Source organism: Streptomyces sp. NPDC030838, assembly GCF_055572035.1.
In genome coordinates this window covers 416,359-438,281 of record NZ_JBVIED010000004.1, presented here as the reverse complement: position 1 = coordinate 438,281, position 21,923 = coordinate 416,359, and the positions used below count along the sequence as shown (strand labels likewise).

At 70.3% G+C, this 21,923-nt stretch carries 18 protein-coding genes and 1 pseudogene; 10 read left to right on the top strand and 9 right to left on the bottom strand.

The window, feature by feature from the left end:
- Window positions 1–97: 97 nt before the first annotated feature.
- On the bottom strand, window positions 98–2,869 hold the full coding sequence (locus tag ACZ42A_RS15265) for a hypothetical protein (protein WP_468527644.1): 2,772 nt from the start codon (window positions 2,867–2,869) through the stop codon (window positions 98–100).
- 78 nt (window positions 2,870–2,947) lie between these two features.
- Window positions 2,948–3,754 (bottom strand): hypothetical protein, encoded by an 807-nt coding sequence (locus ACZ42A_RS15260; RefSeq protein WP_468527643.1) that lies wholly within the window; start codon window positions 3,752–3,754, stop codon window positions 2,948–2,950.
- A gap of 156 nt (window positions 3,755–3,910) precedes the next feature.
- On the opposite strand from ACZ42A_RS15260, the gene ACZ42A_RS15255 reads away from it, so the two are divergent.
- From ACZ42A_RS15255 to ACZ42A_RS15240, 4 genes and pseudogenes are all read left to right on the top strand, one after another.
- Window positions 3,911–4,600, top strand: a complete 690-nt coding sequence (locus ACZ42A_RS15255; protein ID WP_468527642.1) for a response regulator — start codon at window positions 3,911–3,913, stop codon at window positions 4,598–4,600.
- Window positions 4,597–6,426: a sensor histidine kinase gene (locus tag ACZ42A_RS15250; protein WP_468527641.1), complete on the top strand. Its 1,830-nt coding sequence runs from the start codon at window positions 4,597–4,599 to the stop codon at window positions 6,424–6,426. Before ACZ42A_RS15255 ends, ACZ42A_RS15250 begins: the two co-directional genes overlap by 4 nt.
- Window positions 6,427–6,904: 478 nt before the next feature.
- Window positions 6,905–7,453, top strand: coding sequence for a DUF5990 family protein (locus ACZ42A_RS15245; protein WP_468527640.1), 549 nt, complete (start codon window positions 6,905–6,907; stop codon window positions 7,451–7,453).
- A gap of 606 nt (window positions 7,454–8,059) precedes the next feature.
- A pseudogene (locus ACZ42A_RS15240) lies at window positions 8,060–8,197 on the top strand (TetR/AcrR family transcriptional regulator); the annotation flags it as partial.
- A 15-nt stretch (window positions 8,198–8,212) separates the two neighbouring features.
- Here ACZ42A_RS15240 and ACZ42A_RS15235 read toward each other — a convergent pair.
- The 3 genes from ACZ42A_RS15235 to ACZ42A_RS15225 form a co-directional block, all read right to left on the bottom strand.
- On the bottom strand, window positions 8,213–8,773 hold the full coding sequence (locus tag ACZ42A_RS15235; RefSeq protein WP_468527699.1) for a CGNR zinc finger domain-containing protein: 561 nt from the start codon (window positions 8,771–8,773) through the stop codon (window positions 8,213–8,215).
- A 51-nt stretch (window positions 8,774–8,824) separates the two neighbouring features.
- Window positions 8,825–8,959, bottom strand: a complete 135-nt coding sequence (locus ACZ42A_RS15230) for a hypothetical protein (protein ID WP_468527639.1) — start codon at window positions 8,957–8,959, stop codon at window positions 8,825–8,827.
- A gap of 137 nt (window positions 8,960–9,096) precedes the next feature.
- Complete coding sequence (locus tag ACZ42A_RS15225) at window positions 9,097–10,158, bottom strand: alpha/beta fold hydrolase (RefSeq protein WP_468527638.1); 1,062 nt, start codon at window positions 10,156–10,158, stop codon at window positions 9,097–9,099.
- Between the two features lie 297 nt (window positions 10,159–10,455).
- Here ACZ42A_RS15225 and ACZ42A_RS15220 point away from each other — a divergent pair, with 297 nt between their 5' ends.
- The 4 genes from ACZ42A_RS15220 to ACZ42A_RS15205 all read left to right on the top strand — a co-directional run bounded on the left by ACZ42A_RS15220 (window position 10,456) and on the right by ACZ42A_RS15205 (window position 13,391).
- Window positions 10,456–10,887: an organic hydroperoxide resistance protein gene (locus tag ACZ42A_RS15220; RefSeq protein ID WP_468527637.1), complete on the top strand. Its 432-nt coding sequence runs from the start codon at window positions 10,456–10,458 to the stop codon at window positions 10,885–10,887.
- Window positions 10,888–11,288: 401 nt separating this feature from the next.
- Entirely contained in the window at window positions 11,289–11,603 is a 315-nt protein-coding gene (locus ACZ42A_RS15215) for a hypothetical protein (protein ID WP_468527636.1), read from the top strand.
- Window positions 11,604–11,888: 285 nt separating this feature from the next.
- The gene (locus ACZ42A_RS15210) at window positions 11,889–12,290 is read left to right on the top strand and encodes a hypothetical protein (RefSeq protein WP_468527635.1); all 402 of its coding nucleotides are present in this window, start codon (window positions 11,889–11,891) and stop codon (window positions 12,288–12,290) included.
- Window positions 12,291–13,235: 945 nt separating this feature from the next.
- On the top strand, window positions 13,236–13,391 hold the full coding sequence (locus ACZ42A_RS15205) for a DUF6131 family protein (RefSeq protein WP_468527634.1): 156 nt from the start codon (window positions 13,236–13,238) through the stop codon (window positions 13,389–13,391).
- 29 nt (window positions 13,392–13,420) lie between these two features.
- Here the strand turns inward: ACZ42A_RS15205 and ACZ42A_RS15200 are convergent, their stop codons facing one another.
- The gene (locus ACZ42A_RS15200) at window positions 13,421–14,440 is read right to left on the bottom strand and encodes an aldo/keto reductase (RefSeq protein WP_468527633.1); all 1,020 of its coding nucleotides are present in this window, start codon (window positions 14,438–14,440) and stop codon (window positions 13,421–13,423) included.
- A 126-nt stretch (window positions 14,441–14,566) separates the two neighbouring features.
- Between ACZ42A_RS15200 and ACZ42A_RS15195 the strand changes: the two genes are divergently transcribed.
- Window positions 14,567–15,157, top strand: coding sequence for a TetR/AcrR family transcriptional regulator (locus tag ACZ42A_RS15195; RefSeq protein ID WP_468527632.1), 591 nt, complete (start codon window positions 14,567–14,569; stop codon window positions 15,155–15,157).
- A gap of 19 nt (window positions 15,158–15,176) precedes the next feature.
- Here the strand turns inward: ACZ42A_RS15195 and ACZ42A_RS15190 are convergent, their stop codons facing one another.
- On the bottom strand, window positions 15,177–15,809 hold the full coding sequence (locus tag ACZ42A_RS15190; protein WP_468527631.1) for a GyrI-like domain-containing protein: 633 nt from the start codon (window positions 15,807–15,809) through the stop codon (window positions 15,177–15,179).
- 149 nt (window positions 15,810–15,958) lie between these two features.
- On the opposite strand from ACZ42A_RS15190, the gene ACZ42A_RS15185 reads away from it, so the two are divergent.
- The gene (locus ACZ42A_RS15185; protein ID WP_468527630.1) at window positions 15,959–19,675 is read left to right on the top strand and encodes an FG-GAP-like repeat-containing protein; all 3,717 of its coding nucleotides are present in this window, start codon (window positions 15,959–15,961) and stop codon (window positions 19,673–19,675) included.
- An 80-nt stretch (window positions 19,676–19,755) separates the two neighbouring features.
- Here ACZ42A_RS15185 and ACZ42A_RS15180 read toward each other — a convergent pair whose 3' ends face one another.
- Entirely contained in the window at window positions 19,756–20,703 is a 948-nt protein-coding gene (locus ACZ42A_RS15180; protein WP_468527629.1) for a fumarylacetoacetate hydrolase family protein, read from the bottom strand.
- On the bottom strand, window positions 20,700–21,824 hold the full coding sequence (locus ACZ42A_RS15175) for a VOC family protein (protein ID WP_468527628.1): 1,125 nt from the start codon (window positions 21,822–21,824) through the stop codon (window positions 20,700–20,702). The genes ACZ42A_RS15180 and ACZ42A_RS15175 overlap by 4 nt, the downstream gene beginning before the upstream one ends.
- Between the last annotated feature and the right edge of the window lie 99 nt (window positions 21,825–21,923).

Genomic DNA, 21,923 nt, shown 5'->3' with positions numbered 1-21,923 from the left:
CTGACAGCGTACGGGGCGAGCACCGACGGCTGTGCCGATCGCCCTTGCGGCGCCGGCCTGCCGGCACCGGGCGAGTGTGGGCGGAAGCCGTTGCGCCTCAGGAGCCGTCCTCGATCCTGCCGGTGAAGATCGGGCCGACTGGCGGCTCTTCGAAGCCGAAGAGCTGGATCCGTACCGTTTCGTCCTGTTCGGCGGTCCCGTCGGCGATGGTGGGTATGACTACTTCGGTGCTGAGCTGACCAGCGGGGACGGCGGGCAGCAGGGACATCCCCGCCACCCTGGACAGGGGCCGCTCGGGGAGCGGCGATTCGCCGTAGTTCTCCGCCAGCCACTGCGGGTCCACGTCCGTGCTGGACAGCTCGGTGCCGTCGGTCGCCGGCAGGACGCTGAAGGGGGCGAACACCTCGGTGTCGGCCGCCTCGGACAGGGACACCCGCCAGGTCAGGCTCCGCCCCTCGGTGACCCGGTCCGTGACCGGGGTCACGGTCACTTCGGGCATGAGGTCGTCGTTCCGCACGGTCACGCCACCGTGATGGGAACCGACCACCGCGCCCCGTACCGCCTTCACGAGGACGTCGTGCGCGACGTCGTAGGAGTAGCGCGTGTTGCCCTCCACTCTCACCGGCAGGTCGACGACGTGACTGCCGGGCCGCACGGTCACCAGACGAGCCGTGGCGCGTCCGGTGGCGTTGTCCATGACGAACAGCCGGACCTGACCGCTGCCCTGGCCGGAGACCCGCACCGGGACCTGGTAGGTCCGAGTACCGGAGTCCCCTTCCCCGACCTTCAGCCGGCCGATGTCGACGCGGGGCAGTGCGGCCGGTCGGGCGGCGGGGGTGCCGGGCCGCCAGCCCCAGGCATCCATCAGCCACGCCCGGCCGGAGCCGCCGCGCGGGGCCAGTCGCAGGCTGGCCACCCTCTTCAGGTCCAGCCCTGCCCGGACCGCTGCGGTCAGCGGAACGCGGACCTCCCGTCCCCAGTACGAGGCGGTCCGGTCGCTCCCCGGCAACCCGTCGACACGGACCTCGCCGAGCGAGGCCCGGCGGCCGGAAGCGTCGGCGACCGACACGTCCAGCCGGGTTCCCGTGCTGCCCGGCGGCACGATCACTCGCAGGGTTAGCGCCTTCGCGCCGACGAGGGAAACCGGCTTCGCGGGGCGCACACGCACCGCGGAGCCCGGCGCCGACCAGCTCAGGGCCACCGCGTGGCGGCCCGGTTCGGGCCCCGGCTCCCATTCCACGAAGTGCGGCGACGTCCCGGTCCCATCGGGAGCCAGGCAGGCGACGGCCGGGTCGGCGTCCACCGCCGAACACAGCCGTCCCCCACTCACGGTGACCGACGTGGTCGGTACGAAGGCGGCGGTGCGGTGCGCGCCGACCGCGTGCGTGAGCACCCGCGCGGGATCCGCGGAGGGCGCCCGCAGGTTCGAGCCGTCCAGCAGCGGTCGTACACGGTCGTCGCCCGCGACGAACAGCCGGGCCGCCGCGGCGACGTACGTGGCGCCCGCGGCCTGTTGCTGAACCGCCGTCAGCCGGGTCGCCCGCCCGGGCGAACACACCGGGTCCGATCGGTCGTCGTCCACGAAGTCGTCCTCGGCCGGAGCCGTCGCCTGACCTGGTGTCCACTCGCTGTTGAAGAAGTTGTGGTTGGCGCCGACCATGTAGACCGCGCTGTGCAGGGCGGCGCCTCGGCTGACTCCGCGTGTGCCGTCCACGTACGTCTCGCCCTGCAGGTCGGCGACGTCGCCGTCGCAGCCCGGCAGGATGGTCATCGACGGCACGTCGGGGGCCGGGTTCTGCCCGAAGGCGGTGGGGGCGATGAGCGCGGTCCCGCGGATGCGCCAGCGCACCGCGCCCCGGTAACCGTCCTGATCGGCGGGCGGCGGGGTGACGCTGTCCGTGGCGGCCCGGTTGACTCCCTCCCCGCCACGCGAGTGTCCGACCAGCAGGACCCGGGACAGGTCGGCCGTCGGTGCGGTGCGCACGATCGCGGGTGCCGTCGTCCGGTCGGCCGCCCAGTCCGCCCAGCGGGCGAGGTGCCGCCGCACCAGGGAGGAGCGGGCCTGAGCTCCGCCGTCCTCCAGGGCGTCCTGCGCGTTGATGCCGTTGGCGGAGACGGACACGGTCACGTACCCCTGGGACGCCAGGAGCTTCTGGACTCGCAGATAGCCCCGGTGGCTCGGCACCGGCTTCGAACCGGCCGGGCAGGGCCATACGCCCGAGCGGTCGCCGTCCGCCGTGTAGCAGGTGTCGTGGCGGCCGTGCAGGAACAGAGCCAACGGCCGACGGCCCGTGGCCCCGGTCGGCGCCACCACGACCGCGCGCATCTCCACGGGGGCGGAAAGGCCCGGCAACCGGACTGACGGCAAGGCGTACTCGCCGGTGACCGTCCCGTACCGGCCCGCGTTGCCGGGGTCGACCGAGCCCGCCGGCAGCGCGGGCAGTTGCCTCGCCGCCGGTGCGGTGCGTCGGCTCCCCTCGCCGGCGGCGACTCCGGCCGCGTCCAGACGGCGTCCCCCCGCCCGCGCCTGGAGGTCCGTGGCCTGCCCCAGCCGCACGCCCTGGAGGTCGAGCCGGAACGTACGCCGGTCCTTCGCGGCCACCGGCCGGCCGAGGAACGTGTCCCTGGCGTAGAACTCGACTCCGGCGTCGGTCAGGGGTACCGGTTTCGCCGAGCGCCAGACCAGCTGCCGTTTCCCGGAGTTGTCACCGGTGATCCACCAGTCGGAGGGGAGCTGTCCGTCGCGGCCGGCCTGCGAGGCGGGCGGTCGGGGACCGGCAGTCTGCTGAGCGGCGGTCGGCCAGGGCAGTGCCACCGCTGTCCCGAGCACCGTCACGGCGGCAAGCGTTATTCGCCCGGTACGTCTCAACGTTCCACTCCCACTTGGCACTTGACGAGCGCCTCGGTGTTTCCGGGCGCCCTTCTACGTCGTCCCTCGGCGTCCGCTTCAGCGTGCGAGAGACGCGGCATCCCCCATGACGACCACCGGGTGCAGGGCGGGATCGAGGGTGCGCAGCAGCTCCTTCATGTGCTGCCTCGCCACGGTCACGCAGGCTTGCGTGGGCCCACCGTGGTCGACGTGCAGCCAGATGCCGCCGCCCTTGTCCGCGCCGAGCGGGCGGGTCCAGTCGAGGGGCGAGGTACCGGGCCGGCGGTTGTAGTTGATCGCCACGACATAGTCGAAGGAGCCCGCGAGCGGCTCGCCTTCGAAGCCGGTGCCGTTGATGGTGAATCCGCGCCCTTGGTCGTACGGCAGCATGGTCCCGGGATCGGCCAGCAGCCCGCCGGCGTCGGTGAGGGCGAACACGCCGATCGGCGAGCGTAGGTCACCGACACGGTGGTCGTCCGTCCAGCCTTTGAGGCCGTTGTGGGCGGGCCAGGTCGCTCCCGGCTCCCAGCCCGCGTCGGTGCGCCGGTACAGCACCACCTGCGAGGACGAGGAGTTCTTGCCCCGGCCGGTGACCAGGACGACCTGGCGTGCGTTGTCGGGGATCTCGTCCAGCGTCCGGGGCCCGAGGCCCGGCAGCCGCGCGGGGCCGGCCCTGTTCGAGGATGCCTGCCCGGGCCTGGCTCGGGTCGTGCCGGAGGCGGCGGACCCGCTGGCCGGTCCGTCCTGCGTACTGACGACCGCCGACCGGTCGTCGTGAGCCGTCCTGCCACCCGTCCCCGCTCCGCCACATCCGACGAGCATGAGGAGCAGGGCCAGGCCGAGGCCGGCTGCCGGTATTCCGAGACGACGCGTTGATGAAGCCATGATCGTCAGGCTGACCGAGAGGTGTGAGGAACTCGTCAGCCTCGGACTGAGGACTCGGGACGTCGGCCGGCAGCACGCTTGTCAGGAAGTCGTGAGGGTGTGGGAAGCCCCGCAACGGGTCCTGGACACTGATCACACGCGCTTAGAGTCGGGTGCGTGGGCGCACATATTCTGGTCGCTGAAGACGACCCCCTGCAGGCCGAGCTCATACGGCGGCTGCTGCTTCGGGAGGGCCACACCCCCGTTGTGGTCGCCGACGGGCGGGCCGCAATCGACGAGGCCGCGAGCCGTCGGCCCGATCTCGTCGTCCTGGACCTGATGCTGCCCAGGATCGACGGTCTCGGCGTGTGCCGTGTGCTGCGGCAGAACGGGGACATACCCGTCCTGATGCTCACCGCCCGCTCCACCGAGGACGACGTACTGCTGGGCCTTGAGACCGGCGCGGACGACTACATGACCAAGCCGTACAGCCCACGGGAGTTCCTCGCCCGTATCCGCACGGTGCTGCGCCGCACCCAGCGTCCTGCGGACGACTCGCCCGTGCTGCACGCCGGTGGCATCACCGTCGATCCCGAACGGCACGAGATCACCTGTGACGGCGTCCCCGTACCGTGCACTCCCGGTGAGTTCGCCATCCTCCACGCCATGACCGCGGCACCTGACCGGGTCTTCTCACGCCGTCAACTGCTGCAGCACACCCGGGGCCACGATCGCGCCTCCACCGAGCGTGCCATCGACGTGCACATCATGAACCTACGCAAGAAGATCGAGGCCGACCCTCGCAGGCCCGTCCGGCTGCTGACCGTCTTCGGCGTCGGCTACAAGCTCAGCAGGCAGCAGCCGTGACGCCTGGTCCCCGCATACCCTGGCGCAAGAGCCTGCTGGTGCGGCTGCTTCTCACTTCCATCGCCATCGCCGTTGTTTCCGTGGGCGCCACCGCGTGGCTGGCCGTGCAGACCACCAAGCGGGCCATCCAGGAGGAGCACGGTCAGGTGCTCTCCGACGACACCGACATCCTGCGGCAGCTCAGTGGCTTCGCCGCGTCCCATCCCGACTGGAACGGCGTGCGGTCAACGGTGCGTGACCTTTCCCGCGCCATGGGACGGCGCATCGCCCTGACGACGGAGGCCGGACACGTCATCGCCGACTCCGCCACCCCCGGCACCCCCCTACCCGCCCGCGCCTCGGCCACCATCGACCCGCTGAACACCGACACCTACACCGAGCCGGGGGCCCAGCTCGCCGGAATCGACCCCCGGGCGGTGGGGCCGTATCGGCTCCCTGCGGCAGAACGGGCACAGGTGAAAGCTCTCGCCGAGAAGCGTCTGACGTGCGTACGCACCCATCTGGGCGACGGCAGCGTCCGGCAGCTTCCCAGCGGCCGCACCATGGTCATCGTCGAGGGCGGAGAGGCGTCCGTGCCCCTGCAGTGCGCGGACGGAGCGCTCAACACCCCCACCCGCACCGAGCAGAAGGCACTGGACGAACTCACCGCTCTGACCGCTCCTTGTCTGGTCCTCGATGACGAGAAGAGACGGACGGCCCACCCGTTCGCCGGAGTGGGAGTCGATTTCACACCCGGATTCACCGCCGCAGCCCAGGACCCCGCGCGCCGGCTCGCTGACAGTCGGCAGACGCAGCGTTGTGTCGACGACGCGCTCCGCACCCAACTCGACCCCTACGTCGCCCCCAGAGCGAGCCTTTATCTGGGCGCCCTCGGCCAACAGCCGGTGGGTTTCGACCTCTCCCCCGCCAACAAGGCCAAGATCCTCGGCGTCGCGGGGGTGGTCCTCGTGATCACCGTCGCCATGACCACGGTCGTCGCGGTCCGCCTCGTCCGTCCCCTGCAGGCCCTGACGGCCGCGGCCCGACAGCCACCGCAGCGTCACACACGCGTCGCGGTCACCACCAAGGACGAGACCGGCTACCTGGCGGCCGCCTTCAACGAACTCACCGCACGCCGCGAACAGATGGAGGCGCAGCGCAAGGCCATGGTCAGCGACATCGCCCACGAGCTGCGGACCCCGCTGACCAACATCCGCGGCTGGCTGGAGGTCACCCGCGACGGGCTGCTCGAACCGGATCCGGACCTCATCGCCTCCCTGCACGACGAGGCGCTGCTCCTGCAGCACATCGTGGACGATCTGCAGGACCTCGCCGCCGCCGACGCGGGCACCCTGACACTCCACCGCGAACCCGTACACGCGGAAGACCTGGTGAACCGGACGGTGTCGGCCCACCGCACCCGGGCCGAGTCCTCGGGCGTCCGGCTGTGCGCCCGCGCCGACCCCGGGATCGTCCTGGACGCCGACCCGGTGAGGATGCGTCAGGTCCTGGGCAACCTGACATCCAACGCGCTCCGGCACACCCCGGGGGGCGGCACGGTCACCCTCACCGCCCGTCGAGCCGGAGACGTGACCGTCCTGTCCGTCCAGGACACGGGCAGCGGTATCGCTGCCGAGGACCTCCCGCACGTCTTCGAGCGTTTCTGGCGAGCCGAGAAGTCCCGCAGCCGACGTACCGGCGGCAGCGGCCTGGGCCTGTCCATCGTCCGCCAGTTCGTCGAGGCACACGGGGGAACGGTCACCGTCGACAGCGAGCTCGGCAAGGGGTGTGTGTTCACGATCAGGCTTCCCCAGGTCCGGCACAGGGACGACCACCGAAGCCCGTGACAACGCGGAAGCGTGCCTACGCGGGCCGTACCGGCCACCACCCCGACCCCCTCGCCGGTCCGACGACGCCTGCCCACGACGTGCCCTTCGTTCGTGCGGACAACCGCGTTCAGCAGCGGTACGAGCCGCCGCCGCGATCGCTCTCGCGAGTGTTCACGCGCCGGTCCGCGCCCCGTGCGGGCATGTGTGACGAGCGCCGTGTCCCAGTGGCGAGCCGCGTGGAGACGAGGCATGTGCCGCCCGCGCACCCGTGCGACGCAAGGCGGCGCCCGTCGAACCGCCGTCCACAGCCGATGCGTTGCTGTGTCACGGTGTGCCGCGGCGGCGGCCTGAAGGGAGGACGGGCGTGGGTGAAGGCGGTCAGGGCGGCACCGGGTGCACCGAGGCCGACCTGGACACGGCAGCCAAGAAGGGCTCCAACGCGAGGTCGTGATCAGCAGGGGCATTGCGACCGCCGTCCGCGACAGGGACCCTGGGAGTGCACCGCGAGCACCTCGCCGAACGGCACCGAGGTCAAAACCCTTACGTGCGGGACCGTCCGAGCCGACGGTTCATCCACCTGTCATGGGGCACGGTCGACGAGTCGGGCACCGTCACGATGTTGCGCCGCGCCAAGCTCATGCTCGACGCCATCCCTGCCGACGTACTCGCCCCCGCCGGCTGGTGCCGCAGCACCAGGAGGGGTGCGCATCGCCCCTCATCGGCATCGTTGCGCATCAGGCCCGTGCCGCTCAGATCTGCCCCAGGTGCTGGAGAGGCACTCGGCGCGCCGCGCGACAGCCGGGCCGATGTGCCCGTGGCCGCGCGTGTGACAGGGACCACGCCGAGGGGAAAACCGGCGATCCGGGCCCGGCGTCCAGCGGGTGTGAGATCACTCAGGAAGGCACCGGGCGAGCTGGCGCCGTGCATCAGGCGCAGCGCCTCTTTACCGGGAACAGCCAGGTCGGTGAGTCGCGCCTGGTGTGTCTTGGCTACGCACACCGGGCCGTCGCACACGAGTTCCGCGGCGGCCTCGTCGACGACGTAGATCCGGTGCGGGTCGGAGGGGAGGACGAGCAGGGCGAGCGTCGCGCCCACCAGGACGGGTGTCAGGGCGATCAGCCGGGCGCGCGGGGTGGCGGCGACCAGCAGCGCGAAGCCGGTCGCGGCCATGCCGAGCAGCCAGATGGTCTGTCCGACGTGCGCGGAGGCGGAGAGCGTGACGAGCACATCCCGTACCTCTTCCACCGATGGTGACAGCAGGGAGAGCTGGTTCGGCTCCGTGCTCGGGACCCCCGTCGCCGTGGTCGTCTCCGTCCGAGCACGGACGGCAGGGCTCGCCCGGCCCCCATGCCCAGCATGGCACCCGCGACGAGGAAGAGTGCCCCCACCAGCGAGATCGGCAGCCACCCGAGGTGCGTGTACTCGGTGTCGGCGAGCACCTGGACCGCGCCCACGAGGACGAGGAGCGCGAAGGCCGAGGCCAGCGTGATCGCCGTCGCGCCCGCCAGCGTGGCCGCGCGGTGCCGGGCGGGCCTCGGTGTGCTCGTCAGCAGCTCGGACATCATCGGCCTGGGGTTTGTTTGCTGTCGGGCCAATTGGGGCGGCTTCCGAGATCGAAACCAAGTAACCCACCGGCGATCGGACCCGCCGGCAAGCAGCCGCCGCACTGCTGGTGGGCATCCAGGGAGGCGTGGCCATCATGATGTCCACCGGCGACGCGACCCACCTCAAGGCGGCGCTCGACACCGGAATCGAACACCTCCGCACGACGGCGGGCGAGGCCAGGTAGCCGGAGTGGGCGAGGTCAGGTTGCCGTTGCAGGCGTGCCCTTCCTGCGGGCCCGGTACGCGGCTGCCTTGATCTTGTTGCCGCAGGACTCCATCCCGCACCACTGCCGGCGCATGCCCCGCGAGCGGTCGATGTAGGTGCGGGTGCACTCCGGGTTGCCGCACTCCTTGAGCAAGGGCACATCCGGCCCGCTCAGCAGCTCGATGGCGTGGCGAGCCACCATGGAGAGAGCCTCTTCCGGCGTTGCCTGCGTCCATCGCCCCGCCGGAGTGAGCTGCGGCATGGCGGGCGACTTACGTGCCGCGTTGTTCACCACGGTCAGCGCCGCCCCGTCGTACTCCTCCCCGAGCCGACGGGCGGTGACCAGCTGGTAGATGGCTTCCCGTACGGTCGTCGCCTGCTCGACGTCGGCCTGCTGACCAGGGGAAACCGCGTCGACGAGGCCGGACTCCACGTACCATGCGGTCAGCCGGTCCGGCGTCGCGAACATCTCGAAGCGCACCGAACGGCGTGCTCGGAGTGTTGCGGCGAAGTCCAGTGCCGGGTTTCCGCACACGAAAACATGGTCGAGATTCACATCACCATTCTGACAGGTGACGTGAGCGTCGGGCAAGATTCCTCGTCACACTCAGAAGCCCAGGTCGGCGGCGAGGCAGGAGAAGGACCTCCACGACCCCTCGGGGTCGTGGGCGTACCGCGTCGAGTCGTCCGGCGTGGCCGCCCGTTCCTCGACCAAGTCCTCGTAGCGGACACGCTCGGGCAACCTGCCGAACCTTGCTCTGCGTGCCGCCTCCGCACCGTCCGCGGCGTTCCGGGTTTCCATGATCGAACTCCATTCGGTCTGCTGGATCAGTCCTCATGGCCTGCCGGCCTGCCATGGATCACCTGTCAAATAGGTGATCAGAAGTGATTCACGTCAAGGACCGCCCGAGCGAAGGCCGTGGGTGCCTCCTGGGGCACGTTGTGGCCGATCCCCGGCAGGGTGCGGTGCTCGTACTCTCCCGTGAACCTGTCCCGGTACGAGGCGCCGTTGCCCGGAGCGGTGAAGGGATCCCGATCGGGGTCGAGAGTGATGGTGGGCACCTCGATGACCGGCCGCGTGGCGAGCCGCTTCTCAAGTCCGTCGTAGCGGCGCTCCCCGTCGGCGAGGCTCAGCCGCCAGCGGTAGTTGTGGATGACGACGGCCGCGTAGTCGGGGTTGTCGAAGGCTGCCGCGGTGCGCTCGAACGTGGTGTCATCGAAGTCCCACGTCGGGGAGACGGTGTCCCAGACGAGCCTGGTCAGGTCGTGGCGCAGGGTCTTGTCCTCCATGGCGAGCCGGCCCCGCTCGGTGGAGAAGTAGTACTGGTACCACCAGGTGTGTTCGGCCTTGGGCGCGAGTGGCTTCAGGTTGGCCGCGAGGTTGGTGATGAGGTATCCGCTCACCGATACCAGGGCCTTGCAGCGTTCGGGCCAGAGCGCGGCGATGATGTCGGCGGTGCGCGAGCCCCAGTCGAAGCCGGCCAGCACCGCCTTCTCGATCTTCAGGGCGTCCATCAGGGCGATGATGTCGAGGGCGATGGCCGACTGCTGGGCATTCCGGAACGTCCGGTCGGAGAGGAACCGCGTCGTGCCGTGGCCGCGCAGATACGGGACGATCACCCGGTAGCCCTCCTCGGCCAGCAGTGGGGCGACGTCGACGTAGCTGTGGATGTCGTACGGCCAACCGTGCAGGCAGATGACCGCGGGACCATGAGCGGGGCCCAGTTCGGCGTAGCCGACGTTCAGCAGGCCGGCCCGGATCTGCTTCGGCTGCGAAAAGGCGGTGTGCGCGCCGGCGCCGACCGCGGGAGCGGTCGGCGCCGGGGATGCGCTCCGGGTGGCGGCGGACGCGGTCTGCAAGCCCTGCAGACCGACCAGGGAAACGGCGGCCGCACCCGACCCCACCCCCAGGGCCTTGCCGAAGCCACGTCGGTTGATCATGTGCGTCCCTCCGTGCGTTGACGTGCACCGGTTGGTGCGATGACTGACTGTCACACAAGAAGCGTCACCGGTCAAGCAGGTAACTTCCTAGGTAATCCTCATTCGGCCAACGCCCAGCCCTGCGGTCGCCATGCCGCCACCAGGCTTGCGCGCAGCCATGACGCCGGTCAGACCTCCAGCATTCATCACCACCTTGACTGGTGACGCTCGACAGTGTCACCATCCAGTCACCGCCTGAACCGGTGACGCACAGAAGCGTCCCGTCAGAAGGTCCGATACAGGAAACGGAGAGCGGTTATGACAGTCAGTTACACCGCCGTCGTGAACGTCGACGGAGAGGGCCGTAACGGCGGCCGTGTCCGGTCCGAGGACGGACTGCTGCAGACCACGCTGGCCATCCCGAAGGCGCTGGGAGGCGCCGGCAACGCCACCAATCCCGAGCAGTTGTTCGCGGCGGGCTGGGCGGCCTGTTTCCTGGGTGCCGTGCGCCGCGCCGCCGCCGAGCGCAAGGTCAGGCTGACGAGCACCGCCATCACCGCCGAGGTCACCCTCAACCACGGTGACGACGGTGAGTTCGGCCTGGCTGCCGTTCTCAACGTCGAACTCGGCGGCGTCGACCAGGAGACCGCCACGGAACTGGGCGCCGCCGCCCATCGGATCTGCCCGTACTCCAAGGCCACGCGCGGCAACATCCCGGTCATCGTCAACGCCACCGCCACCGCTGCCTGATGGGAACTGCCGGGTCGTAGAGACTCGATGCCGTGGCGTCCGGCGGCACGGAGAATGTGGATCCGCTGAAGCGCGTGCCGTCGGAGCCATGGACGTGGGGGGGCCGCACTCGCAATATCTCTGTGCCCTCCGAAAGGCGCACTGCCCGCGGGCCGTGCCCATCGCGTGCCCGTAAGAGCGCACAACCACGGTCAACAGCGGCGTGACTCGCCCCCCACGATCGTCCAGGGCGAAGGCGTCCGTGCAGGTCAAGCCTTGGGACCGCCCAAGCGTCACTCAATCGCCGACGGGCGGAACGGCGGGCCCCGCACCGCGCCTGCCGATACTTTGCTGCACTCGCGGAGCACTTCCAGACGACTTAGCCTGAGATCAAGGGGCCTCGAGCGAAAGAGAGCCTTGAGATGCATTTCGTCCTGCTCGCGACCCACGATCCGGACGTCTGTCCGACCGCCAACGCGACGACGCGCGACCTGATGCTCAAGACCGCTCCCGACATGCCGAACCTCGCCCAGAAGGCAGGCGTCGATATCGTGGCCGGTCCCTTCGTCAACCGTGAGCACACGATCGTCACGGTCGTACAGTCCGACAAGGCCGAGAATGTCGACCGCTTCCTGATGGAGGCTCGCCTCCCCCACTGGAATCGCGTCCGCGTGCTGCCGTCGCTGACCATGGAAGAAGGTCTCGCCGAAGTCCAAGCGCAGACTCCGATCTTCTGACCCAACCGCTCAGGCATGAGGCGGTGCTTCGGTGCGGGCGCCGCCCATTGTGACGTCCTGTTGTGGTGATCCACTCAGTCACCCAGCTAGTAACAGTGGCCATCGTGCTCGTCAGGGCCTACATTCGGGTGGCCGGTACCGTGTGGGCCGAGCCGCTCACCAGGCGTCAACACCGCTTCGCCGAAGGTCATCCCTGGCGGAAGCCCTTGATGCTCTGAGCTTCCCGAGCTTGGGTCTCATCAGAGCGCCGAAGTAGTCGCTCCCACGACGAAGCTGGCCACCGTCATGGACGATGACCGCATGCGTTACTTCAACAGGACGGGATGGCTCGCGATCTTCACCGGTACGGAGACGTTGATCGGGCGAACCGTAGACGTAGACGCCTGGGACGCGGCGACGGGCGTGGCCCTCGTCGTCGATCCCCAGCGCGGCACGCGGCGGCCGGTCACGGACTACTCGGACTTCTCCCACTTGGAGCGAGCCGACCAGGTGGTGGCTGCCATCCCGGGCGGCGGCTGGCGTGCGTTCTGGAAGGACGAGGGCCCCGACAACGGACCCCTGACCGAGCAGGTGCTCGCATGGCTGGTCACGTCCAAGGGACGAGCCGCCCCGATCACCGTCGACGCACACGGGCACGTCGACGACGCAGAGAGCGCCGATCGCCTCATCCCACCTGGGCAGGAGTGAAGCAGGCCGTCCCGCCTCACCGTCTCAGCGGGGATCGACCGCCGGTCCGCCCGAAGGACCAGTCCACCCTGCCCTCGGCCCGCGCAAGTTGGTGGTACGTGCGCGGCCGGCGCTGGCAGGTTGCCTCCTGGCCATCGACGAAGCCCGACCGTCGGTTAGGTCCCGGACGAGTCTCCGGGCCGCCCCCGGACAGGCCGGGGATGCAACCATTCCCTTCAGAGCTGGAACCCCCGGAAGCCGACCGCGCGTTGGAGACCATAGCTTCGGGCACTGACACTGGCACTCACCCCCGGTCTACGGCGCCTCCTGCCTCTGCGATCCTCTCCCGGCTGTGCCCCGCCCCACCTGCGGGCCTCACTGGATGGCGGTGCGGCAGCGCACCGCCTGACCGACACCCAGCACCGGAGCCCGCACCATGACGCCGCGACCCGTGCTCGACCCCGCACCCTGCCGGCGCTGACCGGACTGGTACTGCTCAGCGGCGTCCCTGCTGATCACTGCCGCTGGGCTCGCCCTGTACCGGCGACACGACCTCGCGCCGCCCGCCGGCCGCCCTGCGTCGAACTGCGCGACCACGCGCTCAGCGACGCCATCGCCACCGAAGCCGGCGCCCTGCCCGGCGTCCAGCAGGCGAACGTCCGCATCACAGGCCGATCTGCCCCCCCCCGACGCACCCACAATCACCCTCACCCGCTGCGAGGGGCCGCCGCACCCCGCCCACCAGTCCACCGGCTCCCCTCGCATGCCCACCGAGGCCATGCCCACCGAGGCCCGGCTGCGCGTCGCTCGCCCCAACCCCACCGCGTGCAAGAGGGCCGGGGCAACCGATGCAGCCGGAGTTGCCCTGGGGCGCAGGACTCGGGAGGCCGGCCACCACGATTCCCTCTTCCCTCCAGAGCCCTCAGAGGTCACAGTGGAACAAGAACTACTCCCCAGGGAGGCGTCATGATCATCCTGGGCATCATTCTGCTCGTCGTCGGCTTCCTCACCGGCATCTCCATCCTGTGGACCATCGGGATCGTCCTGGTAGCCGTCGGGGTGATCCTGTGGATCCTCGGCGCGATGGGACACGCGGTCGCCGGACGACGCCACTACTGGTGACCGGCCGCGAACGGCGCCGCCTCCGACGATCAGCGGCGCCGCAGCGACGGGTCGAGGAGTGCGGGCGGGGTGTCGAACTTCTCGTGGGCGGCGAGGTCGGTGCCGGGGGCGACGATCGCGTCGATGGCGTCCAGTACGTCGGCGGGGAGCACGGTGTCCGCGGCGGCGAGTTGTGAGTGCAGGTGGGCCAGTGTGCGAGGACCGATGAGCGCGCTGGTCACGGCGGGGTGCGCGGTCACGAATCCGAGGGCGAGCTGGATCATGGTCAGCCCGGCCTCGTCGGCGACCTTCGCCAGCTGCTCGACCGCGTCGAGCCTGGCCCGGTTGGCGGGGAGGGTGATGTCGAAGCGTTCCGGCATGAACGTGGAGCGGCTGGTGGTGATGGGCCGGCCCTCGCGGATCGCACCCGACAGCCAGCCCGAGGCCAAGGGGCTCCACACCAGCACACCGAGCCCGTACTCCTCGGTCACGGGCAGCACGTCGGCCTCGATGCCGCGCTGGAGGATCGAGTAGCTGGGCTGTTCGGTGACGTATCGGCTCAGGCCGTACCGGCGAGCGGCCCACTGGGCTTGCACCATGCGGTAGGCGGGGAAGGTCGAGGAGCCGAAGTAGCGGATCTTTCCCGCGCGTTGGAGGTCGGTCAGGGCCGACAGCGTCTCCTCGTCGCTGGTGCTCGGGTCCCAGCGGTGGATCTGGTAGAGATCGACGTGGTCGACGCCGAGGCGGCGCAGGCTGCCCTCCAGCGCGGTGACCAGCCAGCGGCGCGAACTGCCCCGGTGGTTGCGCTCGTCGCCCATCGGCATGGTCGCCTTCGTGGCCAGCACGATGTCGTCGCGGCGGCCCGCGATGGCCTTGCCGACCATCTCCTCCGACTCGCCGTGGCTGTACATGTCGGCCGTGTCGATGACGTTGATCCCACCCTCGAGGGCGGCATCGACGAGGGCGGTGGCCTCCTCCTGAGTCGTACGCCCGATCCGGCCGAAGTTCATCGCGCCGAGCGCGAGGGCGCTGACCTGCACACCTGTGCGGCCCAAGGTGCGGTACTGCATGACCGTGTTCCTCCCTGGTTGCCGGGCCCCCTGCTCTGGCATCATGAGCAAGCGGAACCTTGTTCCGTTTGACGATACGGAACGGTGTTCCGGTTTGGCAAGGCCGGTGGTGGAAGGAATGGCGCGGTGAACGACAGCGATGCGGGCGCGGGGCGCGCGGCCCCGTCTCAGCGGAAGGACGCCCGGCGCAACAAGGAAGCTCTGCTCGACGCGGCCGCCGCGGTCTTCGTCGCGAAAGGCGTGGAAGCGCCGGTGCGCGACATCGCGGCCGAGGCCGGCGTCGGGCTGGGCACGATCTACCGCCACTTCCCGACGCGAGCGGACCTCATCATCGCCGTCTACCGGCACCAGGTCGACGCCTGCGCCGAGGCCGGGCCGGCCCTGCTGGCGACCAGCGCGACTCCACACGCCGCACTGGTGCGATGGATCGACCTCTTCGTCGATTTCCTGGTCACCAAACACGGACTCGCCGCTGTGCTGCAGTCCGACAGCGCCGGCTTCGACATGCTGCACGCCTACTTCCTCGACCGCCTCGTGCCCGTCTGCGCCGAGCTCCTCGAAGCCGCGACCGCCGTCGGCGAGATCCGCTCCGACATCGATGCGTACGCCCTCATGCGCGGCGTCGGGAACCTCTGCATCGGCGCGGACAGCGATCCTCGCTACGACGCACGTCGACTGGTCGAACTCCTCATCGCGGGACTACGCCGACCGCATTGACCATCAGCCCATCAGCTCATCAGCCCTCAACCGGATTTGCTTCCACGGGTTGCCGCAGGATCGTCCTGAGCTTGGCCGGGTCGGTCCTGCGTGGGTCGCTGAGGTAGATCTCGTGGTGCAGCCCCGCCTCCCGCAAGTTGTGGGCGGGGAGGTACTCCTGGTGCAGCCTGGTCAGGATCGGTGTCTCGTCGTCGTACGGGCCGATGTGCAGGACCTGGGCGCTGGTGCCCTCGTGCAGCGTCTCCGAGCGGACATCCGGAATGGCCGGGAGGTTCTTCTTGGCCAGGGCGGTGCGCTTGGCGTCTTCGATCATGTCGTCAGTGATCCAGTCGGGGACGTTGATGAGCAGTCTCCATCGCCAGTTGTCCTTGAGCCTGGCCAGGAAGTCGTCCATGTCGTCCGCCCACCACAGTCCCTCGAGTGGGCCCACGACGAAGTCCCGGCCGAGGTCGCCCTTGCTCGCGAACTTGGCGGTGTAGGCGACCGCGTAGAGCGCCTCGACCGCGTGGCGGTACGCGGCGCTGGTGTTCGGGTCGCCGTGCCCGTCGATGGCCAGGAAGTGGAGTTCGGGGACGTCGACGAGTTCCCAGTCGGTGTTCCTGGGCGAATAGCACGTCCTGAGCCGGCGCTTGACGTCGTACTTGGCAGTCATGGCGAGGAGCCTTCCCGCGAGCGAGTGTCAAAGAGGCACATCTGTGCGATCATTCCCTGATTTCGCCGGGCGCCGCCCTCGACCACCCGCGGTCACGTAGGGCCCCGGCACTCATCCGCGTCGCTGGACGCCGTCCTGGGGGGAACGCCATGCCCTACCGCCTGTACGCACGCGGGAGATCCGCGGCGTACACCGCACTCCTGTTCACACTCACACTGTCGGTCCTGCTGACGGCCCTCCTCCCGGTCGGCGCGGCACAGGCGTCCGACGGCAGCAGCGCGTCGGCCGCACCGGCCGCCACCGCCGCCGAGGACTGCGCCGCCCTCCCGCTCGCCCCCTTCGGCGACCCGGGTTCCGCGGTGGGCGAGGCGGCCGTCCCCGCCGACGGCAGCGCCTGCTTCACCTTCACCGCCGAACAGCCCGGTCTGCACCGCGTACTGACGGAGCGCGGCGGGTCGTACGCCCAGGTCTTCGACGGTGAGGCCGAGGTGGACTGCTACGACCACACGTGGGGCGCCGGCTGGTGCCCGCTGCCGCGGGCCGGTGTCTTCACCCTGAAGCTCGTCAACACCAGCTGGGGGTCCGAGCCCCTCGAGACCCACGTGACCGTCACCCCGCTGGCCGCCACCGAAGGCTGTGCGGAGGAGACCGGCACGTCCTGGGACCTGCCCCCGGTCACCGGCTCCGCGGCCTCTCCGCTCGGCCTGGTGTGCCATCCGTTCACGGGGAAGCCCGGCGAGCGGATCACGGTCGACTTCCACACCGACACACACGGCGAGAGCCTCAACTGGATCACCGATGAGACGGGTGCCCACATCTGCCCGCACTTCAACGAGGACGACAGCGACGGGTGTGTGCTCCCCGGCGACGGGCCGTACCGGGTGCTGGGGCACGTCAGGAAGGCCGAGCGCGGCTTTCCCGCCCCGTACACCCTGAAGATCCGCCGGCTGTCCGACCCCGCGGGTTGTGCGCGCGTCCCCGTGAACGCGTACGACTCCGCGCCCACCACGGTGGATCCGGCCGCCGCCTGCAAGATCTTCACCGTCCCGGCGCCGGGACGGTACAGCGTGGACGAGGTGACCGACGGAGCCCGTTCCAGCCTCCCCGTGTACGACCGCGGGGGGAAGACCGTGTGTGCCGGCTGCGGCGTCCCCGCCGGTGACTACACCGTCCTCACCGACCACGCCACCCTCATCCTCGACCGCGCCGGCACCGCCGGCTGCGAGCCCGTCGAGCTCGGCACCCACCAGGGCACCTTCGCCACGGCGGGCGAGATCGACTGCCTGACGCTGCCACTGCCCGAGGGCGCCCGGATGGCCGCGCTGACGCCCCTGAGCGGACCGGCTCCGCAGCCGGAGGTCGTGGTCGTCGACGCCGACGGCGTCCAGCGGTGCAACGGGGAGACGCTCGGCGCGGGGACCTGCGCGCTGACCGGCTCCGCCCCGTTCCGCGCCCTGGTGTCCACCGACGACAGCAACACGGCGACCGGTTCCTACCGCATCGCCCTGCACCGCACGGACGCGGCGAGCGGGTGCCCGGCCGTCCCGGCGGGCGACTTCACCGCCGACAGCGCCGCGGCCCGGTTCGGCACCGGCGACGGAGTCTTCTCCCACTGCCTGTCCATCCCGGCGGACGACCACAGCGCGATGGAGAACCTCCAGCTGCGGGCCGTCTCCGGTGGCTCCACCGCCGAGTTCTCGGTGCTGGACGCCGACGGCAAGCAGGTCTGCGACGTCTGGCCCTCCCTGTCCACCTGGACCACCTGCGCCCTCGCCCCGGGCGTCGCGCACACGGTGCTGGTGACCGGGCGCGACACCGCCGCCGAGTACAGCCTCGTCCGGCGTGACGTCACCGCCACCGCACAGGGCTGCGCGGCGAATCCGGCGACCTCGGTGGGCGGTCCGTCCACGGGCGGTACTCCGGCGGCGCCCGGCCTGCTGCTCTGCCGCCAGGTGACCACCGCCGACGCCGGGGACACGCTGCACCTCGACGTACGCGACCCGCTGGGCACCGCCAACGTCCTGGCGTACGACGCGGAGGGCGACGTCGTCTGCTCGTACCGCAACAAGGCGTGCGCGGTCACCGGGTCCACCAGCTACCAGGTCCTCGTCACCGTCCCGACGAACCTGAAGGCCGCCGCGTCCTACCGGTTCGACGCCCTGCGCATCGCGACGTCCGCCGGGCCGGCGGCCGAGTGCGCCAAGGCCCCGGACGTCAGCTACGGATACGGGCCGGTCACCGGCACCCTGGACGAGCAGCACACCGCGGTCTGCGCGGCGCTGCCCACCTCGTACGACGACCGCTTCGACGTCAAGGTCAGCGACACCGCGGGCGGCACCGAGACGGCCGTGCCCGCGCTGTACGACGCGAGCCTGGACAACAACTGCACGCGGTTCGTCCCGAGTGGCTACCAGTGCTACCTGAACGAGCCGTACACGGCGGAGGTGAGCCCGAGCATCCTGGTCATCGGGCTGCCGGAGAAGGCCTCGCAGACCGCCTACAAGGCGGAACTGGTCTGTACGTTCCCGCTCTGCGGCACCGAGAAGATCAGCATCGACAAGGTCACCCCCACCAGCGGCGCCGCCGGCGGCAAGACCACGGTGACCGTGACGGGCACCGCCCTGCACGAGGACGACACGGTGCGGATCAGCCAGTCCGGCAAGACGGTCGAGTCCACCACCACCTCGGTGGCCGCCGACCGGAAGTCCCTGACGACCGTTCTGGACCTGACCGGACTCACCGCGGGCGACTGGAGCCTCAGCGTCATCACCCACAACGGCTGGGAGTACCCGCGCGGCTCCTTCACGGTCACCCCGGCCCCGCTGAAGAACACCGCCGCCCCGACCATCACCGGCACCGCCCGGGTCGGCTCCAGGCTCACCGCCCAGCCCGGATCCTGGACGCCCACCCCGGACTCGTACACCTACCAGTGGAAGGCCGACGGCCAGACGATCTCGGGGGCCACGGCCTCCACGTACCTGGTGCCCGCCTCGCTGCGCGGCAAGAAGGTGACCGTGGCCGTCACCGCCCGCAAGAGCGGTTGGCAGAGCACGACGGCCGAGTCCTCCGCACGCGTCATCACGGCGGCGCCCAGGGACCACGCGGGTGCCGGTTCGGTACCGGACGGCGTCGGGGATCTGCTGACCCTGAGTGCCGGCGGCTCGCTCACCTTCCAGCATGGTTCCGGTACGGGGGGCTTCGCCGGCAAGACCAGCGGCTCCGGCTGGTCGACGTCGGTCAAGGCGATCCCGTTCGGGGACGTGAACGGCGACCGGTGCAACGACGTGCTGGTGCGGATGGCCGACGGCTCCCTGCGGGCGTACCGGCCGGGCTGCGGCAAGGCGGTCACGCCGTCGACGTCGTACGTGTCGCTGGGCACGGGCTGGAACCAGTACAACGTGCTGACCTCGCCGGGGGACATCACCGGTGACGGGCGGGCGGACCTGGTCACCCGCAACTCCTCCACCGGTGCGGTCTACCTGCACAAGGGCACCAGCGACGGCAAGCTCGCGACGCGGGTGAAGCTGTACGACAGCTGGAAGGGCTACAAGAAGATCGTCGGGGCCGGGGATCTGAACGGCGACGGCCACGGCGATCTGCTCGCCCAGGACTCCTCGAACGAGCTGTGGCGCTACAACGGCACGGGGACGGGGAAGTTCGCGTCCCGGGTGAAGGTGTCCGACGACTGGGGTGCGGCCTACGACGTCGTCATCGGCGTCGGGGACATCACCCGTGACGGGAAGGCGGACCTCGTCTCCCGGGACACCTCAGGCAACCTGTGGCGCAACAGCGGCAACGGCAGCGGCTCGTTCTCCGGCCGGGTGAAGATCGCCACCGGATGGCAGGGCTACAAGGCGCTCTTCTGATCCGACGCCGTGAGAGCACGAGGAAGGCCCCGACCGTGATCCGGTCGGGGCCTTCCTCGTCCAGCTCCGGCGCGGCGCGGTCACGCGTACCTCACCTTGTTGTGCTGGGTGCCGAGGTCGATGGCCCCGTCGGGGGTACGGATGGACAGCTCCAGGACGTCCCCGTCGTGGAGGTACTTGTCGTTCCTCGCCTGGGAGTTGAAGAACGCCTTCCACTTGAGCGCGGGCGGCAGCAGCGCGCCGATCAGCTCCACCGGCTTGGGCGGCGCCTTGAGGGCCGTACCGCCGGGTGTGCCGGTGAGGAGGAGGTCGCCGGTGGCGAGGGCCTGGAAGCGGGAGAGTTCCCGGAGGGCCCGCAGCGGGGTGTAGATCATGTCGGTCAGGTCGCTGTTCTGCCGGATCCGGCCGTTGACCTTGAGGAGGAGCCGGAGGTCGGCGAGGCGGTCGAGTTCGCCGGCGTCGAGCAGGACCAGGGCGGGGCCCACCGGGGTGAAGGTCGGGTAGGACTTGGCCTCGTAGAACTGGGTCTTGGGCAGCTGTACGTCGCGGGCGGAGACGTCGTTGGTGATGACCAGGCCGGCGACGTGGTCCTTCCAGTTGGCGGCGGTGACGGTGGCGCCGACGTCGAGGGGGCGTCCGATGACCAGGCCGAGTTCGATCTCGTAGTCGAGGAAGCGGACGTGGCCGGGCTTCACGATGTCGTCGAGGGGGCCGCTGATGGATCCCGAGGTCTTGCGGAAGAAGGTCAGCGGGACGGTGTCGGGGTTCATGCCCGAGTCGCGCACGTGGGAGACGTAGTTGGTCATCTGCGCGACCACCCGGCAGGGGGCGGTGACGGGGGAGATCAGCGGGAGGTCGGCGATGCGGCGGCCTTCCGCGGAGGACGTGTTCGAACGTGCCTCGTGGACGGAGGAGATGTCCTCCAGCAGTTCTGCGGTGGTGGTCGCGGCGGTGTCGATCGGGACGGCGCGGTCCTCGTCTACGGCGACCCACCAGGCGGCGGCGGTGCGCAGGACGGAGATGCTCATGAGGTGGCCACTTTCAGCAGGCCGCGCAGACGTTCGAGGTCGAACTCGTTGTCGTCGCGGCGGAGGGCGGTGATGATCGAGCGGAGTTCGGCCAGCGACTCGCGTCCGGGGGTCATGCCCAGGAAGTCCCTGCTGGCGGGCGGTCCCCACTGCGCCAGCCCGGAGGCCGTCATGGGCGCCCAGCCGGGCTCGAGGGAGGCGTCGAACATGTCGCTGTCGGTGAAGTGCTCGACGAGGAAGCCGTCGGGGTCGCGCCAGTAGTCGAAGAGCTGGCTGCCCTGGATGTGCCGGCCGATTCCCCAGGAGCGGCGGTAGCCCTCGTCGAGCAGGTACTCGCCGCCGGCGGCCAGCGCGTCGAGGTCGGTCACCTCGTACGCCGAGTGCACATACCGGTTGGAGGGCCCCAGCGTCAGGGCCAGGGTGTGGTGGTCGGTCAGCGTGCTGCCGCGGTCGCAGCGGATGAAGCTCATGGTGGGGCCCCGCTCGCGCTGGCCCTCGTAGTAGAGGAAGTCGCTGACGATCAGGCCGAGGTGCTCCAGGTACCAGTTCAGGGTGCGCAGGTAGCTGGTGGTCTGCAGGACGACATGTCCCAGGCGGCGCACGCCGGCCGGCTCCCGCGGCGGGCGCTGGGTGGCGTTGGCCCGGTCGATCCCGCCGCCGGCGTTGAAGCGCTGCGGCTGCCGCGCGGGGAGTGCGGGCAGCTCGTCCGTACCGGCGACGACGCGGACCCGCAGGCCACTGGGGTCGACCAGGTCGACGACCGAGCCGCCCAGGGTCTCGGGCAGCGGGTGGACGCGGGTGTCGGCGGCCTGGGCCAGCCGCAGCAGGTCGCGGGTGTCGGCGGCCCGGAAGGCCGGGCCCAGGAACCGCGACGTCCGTCCCCTGCGGATGATCACGCACGGCGCGCCCGCCCGCGTCCCTCGCAGGTGCAGCTCGCGGGCGTCGCGGTACGACGTGACGAAGCCGAAGGCCCGGGCGAAGGCTTCGGCGCGGTCCAGGTCGGGCTTGAAGAACTCCAGCCACGCGACGTCGTGGACCTTGATCACCGGGTTCGCCGCCCGGCCCGGATGCTCTCCGGGGAGTGCGCCCTGCTCGGAGTGCAGGTCGTTGTGGGTCCCCATCGTCACCACCTCCTGAAGAAATATTCAGTTCGGATTCTGACGTCAGTCAATAGAACTGAAGAAATCTTCAAGAAACCACGGCGGGGCGACTAGAGTGCG